The sequence below is a fragment of the Pseudomonas anatoliensis genome (assembly GCF_017976235.1).
Lineage (GTDB): Bacteria > Pseudomonadota > Gammaproteobacteria > Pseudomonadales > Pseudomonadaceae > Aquipseudomonas > Aquipseudomonas anatoliensis.
Genome location: NZ_JACVHC010000006.1, coordinates 1 through 17131 on the forward strand (window position 1 = coordinate 1; position 17131 = coordinate 17131).

Sequence of the window (17131 nt, forward strand, 5' to 3'; positions counted from 1 at the left end):
GAACTCAGCAGTGAAACGATGCATCGCCGATGGTAGTGTGGGGTTTCCCCATGTGAGAGTAGGTCATCGTCAAGATTAAATTCCGAAACCCCAATTGCGAAAGCAGTTGGGGTTTTGTTTTGCCCGCAGGAAAGTTCTTACAGCATTCACGGACATCGTCCGGCTGTCATAGCCTGCCGACAATGCTAAGGTTCTGACCTGGTTTTCGTATTTTTCCAAGGAAGTCTTTATGCCGGACGCCCAGTCCCTCAACGCTGCATTCATGGTGGTTCAGAGCAATAGCCTGGACGAACTGCGCAGCTTGGTGGTCAGCATCATGCGGCGCTATCCGCTGGCTCCCTTGGAGAACGAAATTGCGTTGGTGCAGAGTAACGGTATCGCACAATGGCTAAAACTGGCCCTGGCTGAAGACCCAGAAGAAGGCGACCTCGGTGGCTGCGGCATTGCTGCGGCGATTGATGTGCAACTGCCTGGTAGCTTCATGTGGCAGCTCTACCGCATGGTTTTGGGACGTGAAGAAATTCCGGCCAAATCCCTGCTCGATAAAGCGCCACTGACCTGGCGCCTCATGCGTTTGCTACCCCAGGTCATCGACCGCGCGCATTTCGAGCCGTTGCAACGCTTCCTCACCCACGACACTGATTTGCGCAAGCGTTATCAATTGTCTGAGCGTCTAGCGGATCTTTTCGACCAATACCAGGTGTATCGGGCTGACTGGCTTGAGGATTGGGCCGAAGGGCGGCATCAATTGCGTAACGTCAGAGGCGAAGTAAAACCACTGCCCGAGACCAGTTGCTGGCAAGCCGAATTGTGGCGTGCACTACTCAATGACGTAGGTGAACAAGGCATGGCGCAGAGTCGCGCCGGCGTTCACCAGCGATTCATCGAGCGTATCAACAACCTTGCGAAGGCTCCTGCTGGACTGCCATCGCGAGTGATCGTTTTCGGGATTTCGTCGTTACCGGCCCAGGTCCTTGAAGCGCTGGCTGGACTCGCGCGTTTCAGTCAGGTTCTGTTGTGTGTGCATAACCCTTGCCGTCACCACTGGGCCGATATCGTCGCCGACAAGGATTTGCTGCGTCACCAGTACAAGCGACAGTCCCGCAAGAGTGGAATGCCCGTCGTGCTGGATCCCGAAACACTGCACCAACATGCCCATCCATTATTGGCAGCATGGGGTAAGCAAGGTCGCGACTACATCAACCTGCTCGACAGTTACGATGATCCGAACAGCTACCGCGCCGCATTTCGAGATGGCCGCATTGACCTGTTCAGCGAATCTGAGCCACACAATCTGCTCAATCAACTTCAGGACGATATCCTGGAGCTGCGTCCACTCAACGAGACCCGCGAGCACTGGCCTGCTGTTGATCTCAATGAAGACGATTCGATCCGTTTTCATATTGCCCACAGCGCTCAGCGCGAAGTGGAAATCCTGCATGACCAGTTACTGGCGCGCTTCAGTGCCAATCCCGATCTGCGCCCTCGCGATGTGATCGTAATGGTGCCGGATGTCGACAGTTATGCACCGCATATACGCGCGGTGTTTGGTCAACTCGACCGGTATGACCCACGCTTCATTCCCTTCACATTGGCGGATCAGGGGCAGCGTGGCCGCGACCCATTACTGATCGCGGTCGAGCACCTGCTCAAGCTGCCGGACAGTCGTTTCCCCGTCAGCGAAATCCTCGACCTGCTCGACGTTCCGGCATTACGTGCCCGGTTCGGCGTAGAAGAGCGGGACTTGCCAACACTGCATCGCTGGATCGAAGGGGCGGGCGTCCGTTGGGGTATGAACGCCGAGCAGCGTGCCGGGCTCGGGCTGCCGGACGAGCTTGAGCAGAACAGCTGGCATTTTGGCCTGCGCCGAATGCTCTTGGGTTACGCCGTCGGTAGCGCCAACGCCTGCTCAGGGATCGAACCTTATGATGAAATCGGCGGCCTGGATGCCGCATTGATCGGGCCATTGGTGGCATTGCTCGATGCTCTGGAGCTCGCCCATCAGCAGCTCACACAACCGGCTCAGCCCAAAGAGTGGGGACAGCGACTACAAGCGCTGATGCAGCTGTTCTTCAAAGCCAGTAATGAACATGACGACTACTTGCTAACCCAACTGGAAGAGCTTCGCGAAACCTGGCTGGAGACCTGTGAGACGGTAGGTCTGATAGATGAACTGCCGCTGACGGTCGTCCGTGAAGCCTGGCTCGCCGGACTGGATCAGGGGCGTTTGTCTCAGCGTTTCCTGGCCGGTGCGGTGAACTTTTGTACGTTGATGCCGATGCGCGCCATACCCTTCAAGCTGGTCTGTTTGTTGGGGATGAACGACGGCGATTACCCTCGCGCGCAGCCCCCGCTGGACTTCGATCTAATGGGCAGCGACTACCGTCCTGGAGACCGCTCTCGGCGAGAAGATGACCGCTATCTGTTGCTCGAGGCGCTCCTGTCGGCACGTGATCAGCTCTATATCAGTTGGGTCGGCCGCAGCATTCGCGACAACAGCGAGCGACCGGCGTCGGTGCTGATTGGCCAGTTGCGTGATCACCTCGCCAGCGGCTGGCGATTGATCGACGAAAGCCAGGATCTGTTAGGCGCCATGACCGAAGAGCATCCGCTGCAGCCGTTTAGTGCGCGCTATTTCCATGAAGGCGATCAATTGTTCAGCTATGCCAGTGAGTGGCAGGTGTTGCATCAACAGCATGCGCCCCAAGCCCACGCAGAATTGCTCACGCCCTACATTCAGGAAGAACCTCTGAGCCTGGCCCTGCTACAGGATTTCCTGCGTAACCCGACACGACATTTTTTTACCCAACGACTCAAGGTGTATTTCGAAGCCGCCGAAGCTCCGCTGGCCGATGAAGAACCTTTTGTGCTGGACGCATTGCAGCGCTATACGCTCAGCGACAGCCTGCTCGAAGCCGCTCTCATGCAACCGGACAATATCGATCAGGCACTCGAGGCTCAGGCCCGAAGGCTGCAAAACAGCGGATTGCTGCCCATGGCCGGTTTTGGCGAATGCTTGCAGAGGGAACTGATCGAACCGCTCCCTGACCTGTTGCAGCGTTATCAACAGCTACTGACGTTGTGGCCGACACCGGTGACTAGCGCGATCCCGGTTAATCTCGATTTTCAGGGGTTGCGGCTTGAAGGCTGGCTCGCAGGCCTGCATCAGCGCGCTGATGGTGGCCTGTTAGCCGTCACGACCATTCCCAACAGCATCGGCTCGATCAAAAGTCGTAAGTGGCATCGGTTGACCAAACCGTGGGTCAATCATCTTGCCGCCTGCGCCAGCGGACTTTCACTGACCACGGCATTGGTCGCCAGTGACGACACATTGCTGCTGGAGCCGATGGAACAAGCCCGCGCGTTTAGCTTCCTTGGCGATTTACTCCTCGCCTGGCAGGCCGGCATGCGCCAACCATTGCCGATTGCGGTAAAGACCGCATTTGCCTGGCTGTCGCAGACCGATCCAGTCAAAGCCGACGCTGCTGCCCGTAAAGCCTACGAAGGTGACGGGCAGACCAGCGAGGGCGAACGCCGTGAAAGCCCGGCATTGTCTCGACAATTTGCCGACTTCGACGCATTACTCACGGATGAGACGTTCTCCGGTTGGTGCGACACCCTGTACCGCCCCCTGCATGAAGCCCCTTGGCGGTCATTGTCCAGCGAAGGTCCACGCTCATGAGCACGAAGACACCGCTGGCCCTGGCGTTCCCTCTGCGTGGCAGCCAGTTGATCGAAGCGAGTGCCGGTACCGGCAAAACCTTCACCATTTCTGCGCTCTATCTGCGGCTCATCCTCGGGCACGGCGGCGAATCGAGCGGGTTTTCCCGCGAATTGTTGCCTCCGCAGATCCTCGTGGTGACGTTCACCGACGCCGCGACCAAAGAGCTGCGCGAGCGAATTCGTACGCGACTGGCGGAGGCGGCGAGGTTTTTCCGCGACGAGACTCCAGCACCTGATGGATTGATCGCTGATCTGCGCAATCAGTTCGATCCTCTGCAGTGGCCCGGTTGCGCCAACCGCCTCGATATTGCCGCGCAATGGATGGATGAAGCCGCCGTCTCGACCATCCACAGCTGGTGTCAGCGCATGCTGCGCGAACATGCGTTCGACAGCGGCAGCCTGTTTACTCAATCCCTGGAAACCGATCACAGCGATTTACTGGGTGAAGTGCTGCGCGATTACTGGCGGCTGTTCTGTTACCCGATGCAGGGTGATGCGCTGAATTGGGTTCGTAGCAACTGGGGTGGACCTGCAGCGTTGCTACCCCGAGTGCGCGGACTGTTCGCCAGTGAGCGCGACAGCGATGAAGGCAAGGCACCCGCTGAGCTGATCGAGGAGTGTTTGCAGGAGCGCCGCTCGGCATTGATCGAGTTGAAGATGCCTTGGCGTCAATGGGCGGACGAGTTGCTCGCCATCTGTCATCAAGGCGTTGCCAGCAAGACTGTCGATGGTCGCAAGATGCAGGCGCGTTACTTCGAGCCTTGGTTCGAGAAGCTCAAGGCTTGGGCCGAAGACGAGTCTTTGGAACAACTCGACATCGGTACCGGCTTCACCCGACTGACCCCCGACGGCATGGCCGAAGCCTGGAAGGGGCAGGCCCCGGATCATCCGGGGCTCGATGCCATGCCGGGGCTCAAGTCGAGTCTTGATTCTTTGCCAACGCCTGATGCCGCTGTCCTGCAGCACGCCGCCAAATGGGTCGGCGCGCGCTTCGAAGAAGAGAAGCGCCGTCGTGCCGAAATGGGTTTCGACGACATGCTGCTACGCCTGGATGCCGCGCTGCAATCCGACGGTGGCGAGCGTCTGGCAACGTTGATCCGCGAGCAATTCCCGGTCGCTTTGATCGACGAGTTCCAAGACACCGACCCGGTGCAATACCGCATCTTCGAAAGCATCTATCGCATCGAAGACAACAACTCCGATACCGGTTTGTTTCTGATCGGCGATCCCAAGCAGGCGATTTACGCTTTCCGCGGTGCGGACATCTACACCTATTTACGTGCCCGTCAGGCCACCACCGGCCGACTGCATACGCTGGGCACCAATTTCCGCTCCAGTCACGGCATGGTCAAAGCGGTCAACCATGTATTCGAACGCGCCGAGTCCCGAGAGCTGGGACGCGGCGCGTTTTTGTTCCGGGAGAAAAACGGCGAGAACCCGGTGCCGTTTCAACCGGTGGAATCTCAAGGTCGTAAAGAGAAACTGCAGATTGCCGGACAAGACATTGGCGCATTGAATGTCTGGCACTTGTCCACAGATCAACCGCTGTCGGGAGCGGTTTACAGGCAACAGTTGGCGGCTGCCTGCGCCAGCGAAATAACGGCATTGCTTAATGGCGGGCAAAACGGCAGCGCGGGGTTTGTTCAGGACGGTGAAGATTTCAGAGGGCTGCGGCCTTCGGATATCGCGATCCTCGTCCGCGACGGTAAAGAGGCTCAAGCGGTTCGCGGCGAGCTTGCCGCCCGCGGTGTGCGCAGCGTTTATCTGTCGGACAAGGATTCGGTGTTCGCAGCCCAGGAGGCCCACGACCTGCTGTCCTGGCTCAAAGCCTGCGCCGAGCCGGATGTCGAACGTTCGCTCAAAGCCGCGCTGGCCTGTATCACTCTGAACTTGCCACTGGTTGAACTGGAGCGGTTGAATCAGGACGAACTGGTTTGGGAAGCTCGAGTCATGCAGTTTCGTGGCTATCGCGAACTCTGGCGCAAGCAAGGCGTGCTGCCGATGCTGCGTCGCTTGCTTCACGACTTCCATTTGCCACAGACCTTGATGACACGCAGCGATGGCGAGCGGGTGCTGACCAACCTTCTTCACCTGTCCGAACTGATGCAACAGGCCGCCGCAGAGCTGGACGGCGAGCAAGCGCTGATCCGTCATCTGGCCGAGCTTCTGGCGTTGTCGGGGCAGGCCGGTGAAGAGCAGATCCTGCGCCTGGAAAGTGACGAGCAACTGGTCAAGGTTGTGACCATCCACAAGTCCAAAGGCCTTGAGTATCCACTGGTGTTCCTGCCATTCATCTGCTCGGCGAAACCCGTGGACGGCAGTCGATTGCCGCTGCATTACCACGACGCTACGGGCAAGGCTCAGGTGAGTCTCAAGCCGACCGTCGAGTTGATTGCGCAAGCGGACGAAGAGCGTCTCGCCGAAGATCTGCGTCTGCTCTATGTCGCCCTGACTCGCGCGCAACATGCCTGCTGGTTGGGCGTGACGGATCTCAAACGCGGCAATAACAACAGCTCGGTGCTGCACCTTTCTGCGCTGGGCTATCTGCTGGGTGGCGGTGCCTCTCTGGGTGAATCCAGTGGACTCAACCGTTGGTTGCAAGACTTGCAACAAGACTGCCCGGCTATCGACATCGGCGAAATGCCGCAACCCACCGACGAGCATTACCAGCCTCCGCGCAATGACGCCGTTCTCAGTGCCACGTTGCTGCCCAAGCGCAAGGCCAGTGAAAACTGGTGGATCGCGTCCTATAGCGCGCTGCGCATCAGTGATGTGCTGAGTGTCGGCAGTGATGAAGCACCGGACAGCCCGCAAGCTCAAAAGCTTTTCGATGACGAACGCCTCGACCCGGATGCACCGCGAGAGATTACAACCGGCGGCGCCGATATCCATCGCTTCCCCCGCGGCCCCAATCCGGGAACGTTTCTTCACGGTTTGCTGGAGTGGGCGGGTGATGACGGTTTCGCCGTTTCCCGCGAGGCGCTGGAGGATGCGATTGGCCGGCGCTGCAACCTGCGTGGCTGGGAAGGCTGGATCACCACCCTCAGTGACTGGTTGCAACACCTGCTCAAGTCGCCACTGCCAATCGCTGGCGGGCAGCCACCGGTGATTCTCGAACAACTGACTCAGTACCGTGTCGAGATGGAGTTCTGGTTCGCCAGCCATAAAGTCGACGTGCTGAAACTCGACGAACTGGTACGCCAATTCACCCACAACGGTGTGGCCCGGGTTGGTGCAGAGCCGGTGCAACTCAACGGCATGTTCAAAGGCTTCATCGATCTGACTTTTGAACACGATGGGCGCTATTACGTGGCCGACTACAAGTCCAACTGGCTGGGTGTGGACGATCTGGCCTATACCGAGCAGGCCATGGAACAATCGATTCTGGACAACCGCTACGACCTGCAATACGTGTTGTATCTGTTGGCGTTGCATCGTCAGCTCAAGGCACGTTTGCCCGACTACGATTACGACCGGCATGTTGGCGGAGCGTTGTACCTGTTCTTGCGTGGCACTCGCTCAGACAGCCGTGGTGTGTACTTTGCCCGACCGCCTCGTGAGTTGATCGAGCGTCTCGACCGGATGTTCCAGGGCAAACCCGAACCCAAGGCCGAACCCGCATGGGAACAGGGAGTCCTGCTATGAGCCGCACGTTTGCCGATCTGTTGCCGACACCGCTGGCAGCCGACAGCCTGTCGAGACTCTCGCCCCTGACAAGCGCCGATGACTTGTTGCTGTTGCTCACCCGCTGGGTCGAGCGTGGCTGGCTGCGTGCGCTGGACAAGGCATTCGTTGCATTTCTTCACGAGCTTGAACCCGATACCGATCCGTTGGTACTGCTCGCTGCGGCGTTGACCAGTCACCAACTCGGCCACGGTCATGTTTGTCTGGATTTGTTCGAAACCCTTAAAGCCCCCGATTTTGCCTTGTCGCTGCCACCCGAAGGCGACGTGCAAGGGGGCGTGTTGTTGCTGCCCTCACAATTGCTTGAAGCGCTCGATGGCGCACATTGGTGCAAGGCGTTGGCGGGCAGTGGACTGGTCGCACTGGCAGCCGATACCAGCGAAGCCGCGCAGAATCGCCCACTGGTGTTGTCCGGAAAACGTTTATACCTGCGGCGCTACTGGGCTTACGAACGCCGCATCGATACGGCGTTGCGCCAGCGTCTCGCCCAAGGCGAGGCGACGCCGGATGACCTGCCGCAACGGCTCGATGAACTGTTCGGGGTGGCTAAAACCGATGAGGTGATCGACTGGCAGAAACTCGCCTGTGCCCTCGCTACCCGCGGTGCATTCAGTATCGTCACCGGTGGCCCGGGCACCGGCAAAACCACCACAGTGGTGCGCTTGCTCGCGTTGCTGCAAGCGCCAGCGGTGGAGGCTGGTCATCCGCTGCGAATACGCTTGGCTGCACCGACAGGCAAAGCGGCTGCGCGATTGACCGAATCCATCAGCCAACAAGTGCAATCGCTGAAAGTCGACGAAGACGTACGCGCAAAAATCCCCTGCGACGTGACCACTGTGCACCGCTTGCTGGGCAGTCGTCCCGGTACGCGACACTTCCGCCACCATGCCGGCAACCGTTTACCGCTGGATGTGCTGGTGGTCGACGAAGCGTCGATGATCGACCTGGAAATGATGGCCAACCTGCTCGACGCCCTGCCGGCCCATGCACGTCTGGTGCTGCTGGGTGACAAGGATCAGTTGGCGTCAGTAGAGGCCGGCGCCGTGTTGGGGGATTTGTGCCGAGATGCCGAAAGCGGTTGGTATAGCCCGCAGACTCGGCAATGGCTGGAGTCGGTCAGCGGTGAATCGTTGCAGGCCAGCGGCTTGCATGAGGATCTCGACGGCTCCCATCCGCTGGCGCAACAAGTGGTGATGTTGCGTCACTCGCGGCGCTTCGGCGAAGGGAGCGGTATCGGCCAGCTCGCACGCCGGGTCAATCAGCAGTTGCCGGATGAGGCGCGTCAGTTGCTGGTAGCGGGGCACTATGACGATGTGTATTCGTTGCCGCTCAAGGGCGAGCACGATCACCAGCTCGAGCGACTCTTGCTTGAGGGCCATGGCGATGGACCGCAAGGCTATCGGCATTATCTGAGCGTGCTGCGTGATCAGCGTCCACCGCTCGGCAGGCCGCTCGAACACCCGGACTGGGTCAACTGGGCCCGGGAGGTCTTGCAGGCATTCGACACCTTCCAGCTGCTGTGTGCGGTGCGCAAGGGGCCATGGGGTGTGGAAGGTTTGAACCAGCGCATCACAGCTGCATTGCTCAAGGCGCGCCTGATCGACAACGACCAGCAATGGTACGAAGGTCGGCCAGTGCTGATGACTCGCAATGACTACGGTCTGGGCCTCATGAACGGGGATATCGGCATTGCCCTCAAACTGCCCGAGCGCGAGGGGCCTGACGCCGGCAAACCGGTGCTGCGTGTGGCTTTTCCGCGCAACGATGGCCAGGGTGGCGTGCGCTTTGTGTTGCCGAGTCGTTTGAATGATGTCGAAACCGTCTACGCGATGACCGTACACAAATCTCAGGGGTCGGAGTTCGCCCATACCGCATTGATCCTGCCGGACGCCTTGAACCCCGTGCTGACCAAGGAGCTGATCTATACCGGCATCACCCGCGCCAAGCATTGGTTCACCTTGATCGAACCGCGTGCCGGAGTTTTTGAAGAGGCCGTGCAGCGCAAGGTAAAACGCTTGAGCGGGTTGATGCTGGAACTGGAGGAGAGCGCCGAGCCCCGAGGATGAAGGTTTCGGTGGATGAGGCTGAGTACTGACCATCCGGTCAGGAGTCCGTGCCTCGCTGGTGATTCTGCGCTGTGCTATCGTTGCGGCATCATCCCGTTACGATCCAAGAGAATCCCTGCATGAAGGTGGCTGTCTGGGCGACAGAGCGCGTGTTTCGCTGCAAGCACGCAGTGCTTGTCGGTCTGCTCTGTTTGCTGGCGGGCGCTGCCGTCGCGCAACCGCAAACGCCGCCGGGCATGGCCGAACAGCGGGCGCAGGCGGTCACGCAAGTTGTGCTGGGTATTCTCAGTTACGCACGCTGGCCGGTAGAGCCTGCGCAACTGCGCCTGTGCATCGTCGGCCCCACTGAATACACCGATGATCTGGTCAAAGGCACTACTCAGGCCACCGGCAGGCCAGTTGTCGTGCATCGTCTGCTGGCCGACAACCCGGCCATCGTCACCGAATGCGATGCGGTGTATATCGGCAAACTCACCGCAGATGAACGCACTCGGCTATTCGCTTCGCTGACAGGGCACCCGGTGCTGAGCATCAGCGAGTCCGACGATCAGTGCACAGTCGGCAGCCTGTTCTGTCTGCGCGTCGGCGATGAGCAGGTGTCCTTCGAAGTCAATCTCGACTCTGTTGCCCGCAGCGGCGTACGCATTCATCCAAGCGTGCTGCAGTTGTCACGCCGCAAATCGGCGGCACAATGAGACTGTTCAGATCCAATACGCGCCCAACGCTAGGCTCGGTTCTCGGCCGTGGGCACTTGACGGTCGCACTGGTCGCAGTGGCGATGGCCAGTGTCTCGCTGACCCTGCTGGGCGTTCTGGCGTTGCGGGTTTATGCCGATCACAACCTGCATTTGATCGCCCGGTCGATCAGCTACACCGTGGAAGCGGCGGTCGTGTTCAACGACAAGGCTGCCGCCACTGAGTCGCTGGCAATGATCGCATCGGCCGAAGAAGTGGCAGACGCTCAGGTGCTGGATGCTCGAGGGAAACTGCTCGCGCGATGGCAGCGACCGGAAACCGGTCTGATCTCTGAGTTGGAAATGCAACTCGCCCGGGCGATTCTGGAAAAGCCGATCGACTTGCCGATCATCCATCAGAATCGCGAGATCGGACGTGTTCTGCTCACCGGTCACGGCGGCAGTCTGATGCGTTTTCTGCTCAGCGGTCTGGCGGGGATCCTTCTCTGTACCGCCATCAGCGCCTGGGTGGCGATCTATCTGGCACGCCGACAATTGCGCGAGATCATCGGCCCGTTGCGCAGCCTCGCGACCGTGGCCCACGCCGCCCGTAGCGAACGAGCGCTGGATCGGCGTGTGCCGCCAGCGCAGATCGCTGAACTCGACAACCTCGGCAACGACTTCAACGCCTTGCTCGACGAGCTGGAGTCGTGGCAAACCCATCTGCAAAACGAAAACGAGACCCTGGCCCACCAGGCCAGTCACGACAGTCTGACCGGGCTGCCGAACCGCGCCTATTTCGAGGGTCGCTTGATTCGGGCCCTGCGCAATGCCGGCAAACTCAAGGAACGCGTGGCTGTACTGTTTTTGGACAGCGACCGTTTCAAAGGCATCAACGATAACTTTGGTCATGCGGCCGGTGACGCGGTGCTAGTGGCGGTTGCCGATCGGGTGCGCGCGCAATTGCGTGAAGGGGATTTGGTCGCGCGCTTGGGCGGGGACGAATTCGCCGTACTGCTCGCGCCTCTGCACAAGGTCGAAGACGCCGAACGCATCGCTGACAAGATTCTCGCGAGCATGGACATGCCGATCGCCCTGCCGGGTGATGGCAGTGTCGTGACGTCGCTCAGTATCGGTATCGCGGTTTACCCCGATCATGGCGCCACCCCCGGTGCGCTGCTCAACGCCGCCGACGCGGCGATGTATCAAGCCAAGCGCCTGTCGCGTGGCGCTCAATCCACGGCGGGGTCGGAGTACCCGGTCAATCCCGTTCAAACCAGGAGCTAATTTCCGTGTTCACTTTTTCTGTTCGACTGTTTTCCACGCTGATGTTGATGGCCGTATTGGCGCTGAGCGGTTGCCAGACCGCCCCGCAAAAAGGCCTGTCTCCGGCGCAGGTTGCCGTGCTCAAGCAACAAGGCTTCGAGCTGACTGACGATGGCTGGGAGTTTGGCCTGTCCGGCAAAGTGCTGTTCGGCAGCGATGTCGAGAGCCTCAATACGCAGAGCACCGAGATCGTCTCGCGCATCGGCAAAGCCCTGTTGGGCGTGGGCATTGAGCGGGTACGGGTCGACGGCCACACCGATGCGTCGGGCAAGGAAACCTACAACCAGCAACTGTCATTGCGCCGGGCCAAGAGCGTCGCCAACGTGTTGGGCACGGTTGGCATGAAGCAAGAAAACATACAACTGCGCGGGCTGGGCAGCAGCGAGCCGGTGGCATCCAACGACACCGCCGCGGGCCGCACGGAAAACCGCCGGGTTTCGATTGTGGTCAGCGCCGATTAATCGGCGAACTGCATTTCACGAGTCTCACCCATCAACAGACCCTGATTGCGCTCGGTCACCTCGCGGATGTAATCCCACAACAGGGTAATCCGCTTCAACTTGCGCAGATCCTCCCGGCAGTACATCCAGAACTGCCGGGTGATGTCGATTTCTTCCGGCAGCACCGGCAACAGGCGCGGGTCCTGTGCGGCGAGGAAGCACGGCAGAATCGCCAGTGAGCGACCTTGCTGCGCCGCGACGAATTGCGCGATCACGCTGGTGCTGCGCAAGTTCGCGCTGGCACCCGGTAGTGCATTCGCCAGGTACAGCAGCTCCGAGCTGAACGCTAGGTCATCCACATAACTGATGAATTGATGCTTGCCCAAGTCTGCCGGGCGGCGGATCGGTGGGTGTTTGTCGAGATAGTCCTGGGTCGCATAGAGCTGCAAGCGGTAGTCGCAGAGTTTGCAGCAGACGTACGGCCCGTGCTCCGGGCGTTCCAGCGCGATGACGATGTCGGCCTCCCGCTTGGACAGGCTGATGAAGTGCGGCAGCGGCAGGATGTCCACCGAGATGGCCGGGTAGGCGTCGACGAAATGGCTCAGTTGCGGCGTGATGAAAAAACTGCCGAAACCTTCAGTGCAGCCCATGCGCACATGCCCGGACAGCGCCACGCCAGAGCCTGAAACCTGCTCGCAGGCCATGTGCAATGTGCTTTCAATCGATTCGGCGTATCCCAGCAAACGCTGGCCTTCGGTGGTGAGCACGAAGCCGCTGGTCCGCGATTTCTCGAACAGCAACGTGCCTAACGCCGATTCCAGCGAGCTGATCCGCCGCGACACGGTGGTGTAGTCGACCGCCAGCCGTTTGGCCGCGGTGCTGGCCTTGCGGGTGCGGGCGACTTCGAGGAAAAACTTGAGGTCGTCCCAGTTCAGCGAACCTAGAGAGGTGATGTTTTTTTGCATGATGGACGGGCTTTTATGTGCGTTCTTATTAGAAGTTTGCACATCTATACTCCAAAAACAGTCCGACAACCAACTCGTGACACACGCCTCATCTCAAGGCGAACCTTTCGCCTTGGCTCCTACGATAAAAACAAGTTTCGGAGACCAGCATGAACGCATCGCTTACGCCCAACGAAACCACGCTGCAGAAGGTCAAGCTGCTGATCGACGGCGAGTGGGTCGAGTCGCAAACCACCGAGTGGCACGACATCGTCAACCCGGCGACCCAGCAAGTGCTGGCCAAAGTCCCGTTCGCGACCGCCGCTGAAGTCGATGCCGCCGTCAGCGCCGCCCAGCGTGCCTTCCAGACCTGGAAACTGACCCCGATTGGCGCGCGGATGCGCATCATGCTCAAGCTGCAAGCGCTGATCCGCGAGCACTCCAAGCGTATCGCCGTGGTGCTGAGCGCCGAGCAGGGCAAAACCATTGCCGACGCCGAGGGCGATATTTTCCGTGGCCTGGAAGTGGTCGAGCACGCCTGCTCCATCGGCAGCCTGCAAATGGGCGAGTTCGCCGAGAACGTCGCGGGTGGCGTCGATACTTACACCCTGCGCCAGCCGATCGGCGTTTGCGCCGGCATCACGCCGTTCAACTTCCCGGCGATGATTCCGCTGTGGATGTTCCCGATGGCCATCGCTTGCGGCAACACTTTCGTATTGAAGCCCTCTGAGCAAGATCCGCTGTCGACCATGCTGCTGGTGGAGCTGGCGATTGAAGCCGGTGTGCCTGCGGGCGTGCTCAACGTGGTTCACGGTGGCAAAGACGTGGTTGATGGCCTGTGCACCCACAAGGACATCAAAGCCGTGTCCTTCGTCGGTTCGACCGCTGTCGGCACTCACGTCTATGACCTGGCCGGCAAACACGGCAAACGCGTGCAATCGATGATGGGTGCGAAGAACCACGCCGTGGTGCTGGCGGACGCCAATCGCGAGCAAGCGCTGAATGCGCTGGTCGGTGCCGGTTTCGGTGCGGCCGGGCAGCGTTGCATGGCGACTTCGGTGGTGGTGCTGGTGGGCGCGGCGAAACAATGGCTGCCGGATTTGAAAGCGCTGGCGCAGAAACTCACCGTCAACGCCGGTAACGAGCCGGGCACGGATGTCGGCCCGGTGATCTCGAAAAAGGCCAAGGCACGGATTCTCGAGCTGATCGAAAGCGGTATCAAGGAAGGCGCCAAGCTTGAACTGGACGGTCGTGACATCAGCGTGCCGGGTTACGAGCAAGGCAACTTTGTCGGCCCGACCCTGTTCTCGGGCGTGACCACCGACATGCAGATCTACACCCAGGAAATCTTCGGCCCGGTGCTGGTGGTGCTGGAAGTCGATACGCTTGATCAGGCGATTGCGCTGGTCAACGCCAACCCGTTCGGTAACGGCACAGGTCTGTTCACCCAGAGCGGTGCGGCGGCGCGTAAATTCCAGACGGAAATCGATGTCGGGCAGGTTGGCATCAACATCCCGATTCCGGTGCCGGTGCCATTCTTCAGCTTCACCGGTTCGCGCGGTTCGAAACTCGGCGACCTCGGCCCGTACGGCAAGCAGGTGGTGCAGTTCTACACGCAGACCAAAACGGTCACGGCGCGCTGGTTCGATGACGACAGCGTCAACGACGGCGTGAACACCACCATCAACCTGCGCTGAGGAACGTGCCATGAAAATCGCATTTATCGGTCTGGGTAATATGGGCGCGCCGATGGCGCGCAACCTGATCAAGGCTGGCCATTCGCTGAACCTGGTCGACTTGAACAAAACCGTGTTGGCGGAGTTGGAGCAGTTGGGCGGCACCATCCGCGCTTCGGCCCGCGAGGCTGCCGAGGACGCCGAACTGGTGATCACCATGCTCCCGGCCGCCGTGCACGTGCGCAGCGTCTGGCTCGGTGAAGACGGTGTTCTCGCTGGCATCGGCAAAGGCGTGCCGGCGGTGGATTGCAGCACCATCGATCCGCAGACTGCTCGTGACGTCGCCGCGGCTGCCGCCAAACAAGGGGTGGCCATGGCCGATGCGCCGGTGTCCGGCGGTACGGGCGGTGCGACTGCCGGGACCCTGACCTTCATGGTCGGCGCCACGCCGGAACTGTTCGCCACCCTGCAACCGGTGCTGGCGCAAATGGGCCGCAACATCGTTCATTGCGGTGAAGTCGGCACCGGGCAGATCGCCAAAATCTGCAACAACTTGCTGCTGGCGATTTCGATGGTCGGCGTCAGTGAAGCGATGGCGCTGGGCGATGCGCTGGGGATCGATACGTCGGTGCTGGCCGGGATCATCAACAGTTCGACCGGGCGTTGCTGGAGTTCGGAAATGTACAACCCATGGCCGGGCATCGTCGAAACGGCGCCGGCCTCACGTGGGTATACCGGTGGTTTCGGTGCGGAATTGATGCTCAAGGATCTGGGCCTTGCCACTGAAGCGGCGCGTCAGGCACATCAGCCCGTGGTGCTCGGCGCGGTGGCGCAGCAGTTGTACCAGGCGATGAGCCAGCGCGGGGAAGGGGGGAAAGATTTCTCGGCGATTATCAACAGCTATCGCAAGCCGCAATAACTGTTCAATAAGGCTGTGGTGAGGTTCTTTGTGGCGAGGGGATTTATCCCCGATGGGGCGCGAAGCGCCCCCTGCATTGCGTCAGTTAAAACGCGTGCTCAGGTGTCACGCATGTAGTGCCAATCAGAATTTAGTAAGTGTTGCCGGGAAACCACGTCGGGTGGTTCCCCGGCTTTTTTGCATCAGGCAAACACGAAATATTTGCGCACCGTCTCGACCACTTCCCACGTGCCTTTCATCCCCGGCTCAACCACGAAGATGTCGCCAGCGCGCAGGTGGATGGGTTCCATGCCGTCGGGGGTGATCACGCAGTAGCCTTCCTGGAAATGGCAGTACTCCCACTTCACATAATCGACGCGCCACTTGCCCGGCGTGCAGATCCAGGTGCCCATGATCTTGCTGCCGTCTTCGCTGGTGTAGGCGTTGAGGTTGACGGTGTGCGGGTCGCCTGCGAGTTTTTCCCATTTGCAGGCGTCGAGTACCGGCAGCGGATGGGTATCGCGCAGAACGGTGATAGGGGCGGTCGCGGTCATGAGAACTCCGGGCTGTGGGCTATGAACTGAAGTCGCACCCTATAGCGCCCGGTCGCCGGTCAGTTGTCTGTGCTCGACATCGAGCTGCTCAGAAACGCGCAAATCGTTAGAGTTTCTCCAGCGGGCATTCGACTCTGGCTCGCTCCAGCTCGACTTCAAACCCTTCGAGTTGCGCGTATTGGCGCGTGAGCTCGGCCATGGTGCGATTGATCTCGCTTTTTTTCGCTTCTATGGCTTGTTGTGCCAACGCCCACGGCATCGCCTCACCTTGATGTCCGGAGAAGATCGCCTGCAACTCCTTGAGCCGAAAACCCATGTCTTTGGCGCACTTGATGAAGATCAGCAGTTCGACACTCTGCTGATCGTAGAGACGGTAGTTACCCTGTCGCCGGGGTGTGGGCAACAGACCGATCGACTCGTAGTGGCGGATGCTTTTGATGGTGGTGCCGGAACGTTGCGCGGCTTGGCCGATGTACATAAAAGTCCTTTTTTCAACAAGTAACAGCGCGGCGCATTATCGGCAGACTCAGCGGCGTGCGATAGCCTGAGCCTGTTGTAACCAGCTTCTTCGTTGCTGATCGGTTGAGCCGAGCACCGGGCCGAACGTGAGGGTGCGCAGTGGTTTGATCCCGCAAAATTGGAGGGTAGTCTTGCGTACTTCATGCAGTCCGGGCATGCGATAGATCAAGCGGTAATACCAGGGTGGTGTGTCCATGGTCACCAGCAAATGCGCGGTGCGGCCATTCAACAACTTGTCGGGGAACGCTTTGCCTTTTCGGTATTTGAAAGCAAACCCCGGCAGCAACACCCGGTCAAAAAAACCTTTGAGCAGCGCCGGAATACCGCCCCACCAGATCGGGTAAACCAGCGTCAGATGTTCCGCCCAGAGGATGTCGGATTGTGCCGCGTTCAAGTCATCTTCCAGCGCCTGGATCTGTTGATACCCGTCGCGCAACACCGGGTCGAAAACCATCTCGCCAAGGCGCAACTGGCGCACTTCGTGTCCGGCATCGAGTGCTGATTGAGCGTAGCGCTCAGCAAGTGCAGCGCAAAAACTAGTGGTAGAAGGATGGCCGAGAATCAGCAGAATGCGTTTGCCCATGGTCATCGTCCTTGCTGTAAAAAGGCCAAGGATGAAGTCTGCCCC

Annotated in this window: 12 protein-coding genes and 1 rRNA gene; 9 read left to right on the forward strand and 4 right to left on the reverse strand. The window is 59.7% G+C overall.

Translation table 11 applies throughout. The features are described 5' to 3' along the window. The 7 genes from rrf to yfiB all read left to right on the forward strand — a co-directional run. Window positions 1–75: ribosomal RNA gene (gene rrf / locus ICA16_RS28570) — 5S ribosomal RNA — on the forward strand; the annotation flags it as partial. 154 nt (window positions 76–229) lie between these two features. Further along, entirely contained in the window at window positions 230–3682 is a 3453-nt protein-coding gene (gene recC, locus ICA16_RS19670) for an exodeoxyribonuclease V subunit gamma (protein WP_210701308.1), read from the forward strand. Then, a complete protein-coding gene (gene recB, locus ICA16_RS19675) occupies window positions 3679–7368 on the forward strand; it encodes an exodeoxyribonuclease V subunit beta (RefSeq protein ID WP_210701309.1) in 3690 nt (1229 codons plus the stop codon). Before recC ends, recB begins: the two co-directional genes overlap by 4 nt. Beyond that, the gene (gene recD, locus ICA16_RS19680) at window positions 7365–9473 is read left to right on the forward strand and encodes an exodeoxyribonuclease V subunit alpha (protein WP_210701310.1); all 2109 of its coding nucleotides are present in this window, start codon (window positions 7365–7367) and stop codon (window positions 9471–9473) included. The genes recB and recD overlap by 4 nt, the downstream gene beginning before the upstream one ends. 119 nt (window positions 9474–9592) lie before the next feature. Beyond that, a complete protein-coding gene (gene yfiR, locus ICA16_RS19685; protein WP_210554460.1) occupies window positions 9593–10168 on the forward strand; it encodes a regulatory sequestration protein YfiR in 576 nt (191 codons plus the stop codon). Then, window positions 10165–11433 carry a diguanylate cyclase DgcN/YfiN gene (gene dgcN / locus ICA16_RS19690; RefSeq protein ID WP_210701311.1) on the forward strand — a complete coding sequence of 423 codons (1269 nt, stop codon included), beginning with the start codon at window positions 10165–10167 and terminating at the stop codon, window positions 11431–11433. Before yfiR ends, dgcN begins: the two co-directional genes overlap by 4 nt. A 5-nt stretch (window positions 11434–11438) precedes the next feature. After that, complete coding sequence (yfiB, locus tag ICA16_RS19695) at window positions 11439–11933, forward strand: outer membrane lipoprotein YfiB (protein ID WP_210701312.1); 495 nt, start codon at window positions 11439–11441, stop codon at window positions 11931–11933. Here the strand turns inward: yfiB and ICA16_RS19700 are convergent. Beyond that, complete coding sequence (locus tag ICA16_RS19700) at window positions 11930–12877, reverse strand: LysR family transcriptional regulator (protein ID WP_150617246.1); 948 nt, start codon at window positions 12875–12877, stop codon at window positions 11930–11932. The genes yfiB and ICA16_RS19700 overlap by 4 nt on opposite strands. A gap of 149 nt (window positions 12878–13026) precedes the next feature. On the opposite strand from ICA16_RS19700, the gene ICA16_RS19705 reads away from it, so the two are divergent. Both ICA16_RS19705 and mmsB read left to right on the forward strand, forming a co-directional pair. Further along, window positions 13027–14553, forward strand: a complete 1527-nt coding sequence (locus ICA16_RS19705; protein ID WP_047299658.1) for a CoA-acylating methylmalonate-semialdehyde dehydrogenase — start codon at window positions 13027–13029, stop codon at window positions 14551–14553. A gap of 10 nt (window positions 14554–14563) precedes the next feature. Beyond that, window positions 14564–15451 carry a 3-hydroxyisobutyrate dehydrogenase gene (gene mmsB / locus ICA16_RS19710; RefSeq protein ID WP_007962098.1) on the forward strand — a complete coding sequence of 296 codons (888 nt, stop codon included), beginning with the start codon at window positions 14564–14566 and terminating at the stop codon, window positions 15449–15451. 182 nt (window positions 15452–15633) lie between these two features. Here the strand turns inward: mmsB and ICA16_RS19715 are convergent, their stop codons facing one another. The 3 genes from ICA16_RS19715 to ICA16_RS19725 form a co-directional block, all read right to left on the reverse strand. Further along, entirely contained in the window at window positions 15634–15984 is a 351-nt protein-coding gene (locus tag ICA16_RS19715; RefSeq protein ID WP_150617050.1) for a cupin domain-containing protein, read from the reverse strand. Between the two features lie 106 nt (window positions 15985–16090). Beyond that, a complete protein-coding gene (locus ICA16_RS19720) occupies window positions 16091–16462 on the reverse strand; it encodes a MerR family transcriptional regulator (RefSeq protein ID WP_210701313.1) in 372 nt (123 codons plus the stop codon). A 48-nt stretch (window positions 16463–16510) separates the two neighbouring features. Then, complete coding sequence (locus tag ICA16_RS19725) at window positions 16511–17086, reverse strand: NAD(P)H-dependent oxidoreductase (protein WP_210701314.1); 576 nt, start codon at window positions 17084–17086, stop codon at window positions 16511–16513. Window positions 17087–17131: the final 45 nt, after the last annotated feature.

Bases quoted from the DNA above. Each gene is read 5' to 3' on its own strand.
- recC (WP_210701308.1), top strand. From the start codon at position 230: ATGCCGGACGCCCAGTCCCTCAACGCTGCATTCATGGTGGTTCAGAGC.
- recB (WP_210701309.1), top strand. From the start codon at position 3,679: ATGAGCACGAAGACACCGCTGGCCCTGGCGTTCCCTCTGCGTGGCAGC.
- recD (WP_210701310.1), top strand. From the start codon at position 7,365: ATGAGCCGCACGTTTGCCGATCTGTTGCCGACACCGCTGGCAGCCGAC.
- yfiR (WP_210554460.1), top strand. From the start codon at position 9,593: ATGAAGGTGGCTGTCTGGGCGACAGAGCGCGTGTTTCGCTGCAAGCAC.
- dgcN (WP_210701311.1), top strand. From the start codon at position 10,165: ATGAGACTGTTCAGATCCAATACGCGCCCAACGCTAGGCTCGGTTCTC.
- ICA16_RS19700 (WP_150617246.1), bottom strand. From the start codon at position 12,877: ATGCAAAAAAACATCACCTCTCTAGGTTCGCTGAACTGGGACGACCTC.
- ICA16_RS19705 (WP_047299658.1), top strand. From the start codon at position 13,027: ATGAACGCATCGCTTACGCCCAACGAAACCACGCTGCAGAAGGTCAAG.
- mmsB (WP_007962098.1), top strand. From the start codon at position 14,564: ATGAAAATCGCATTTATCGGTCTGGGTAATATGGGCGCGCCGATGGCG.
- ICA16_RS19715 (WP_150617050.1), bottom strand. From the start codon at position 15,984: ATGACCGCGACCGCCCCTATCACCGTTCTGCGCGATACCCATCCGCTG.
- ICA16_RS19720 (WP_210701313.1), bottom strand. From the start codon at position 16,462: ATGTACATCGGCCAAGCCGCGCAACGTTCCGGCACCACCATCAAAAGC.
- ICA16_RS19725 (WP_210701314.1), bottom strand. From the start codon at position 17,086: ATGGGCAAACGCATTCTGCTGATTCTCGGCCATCCTTCTACCACTAGT.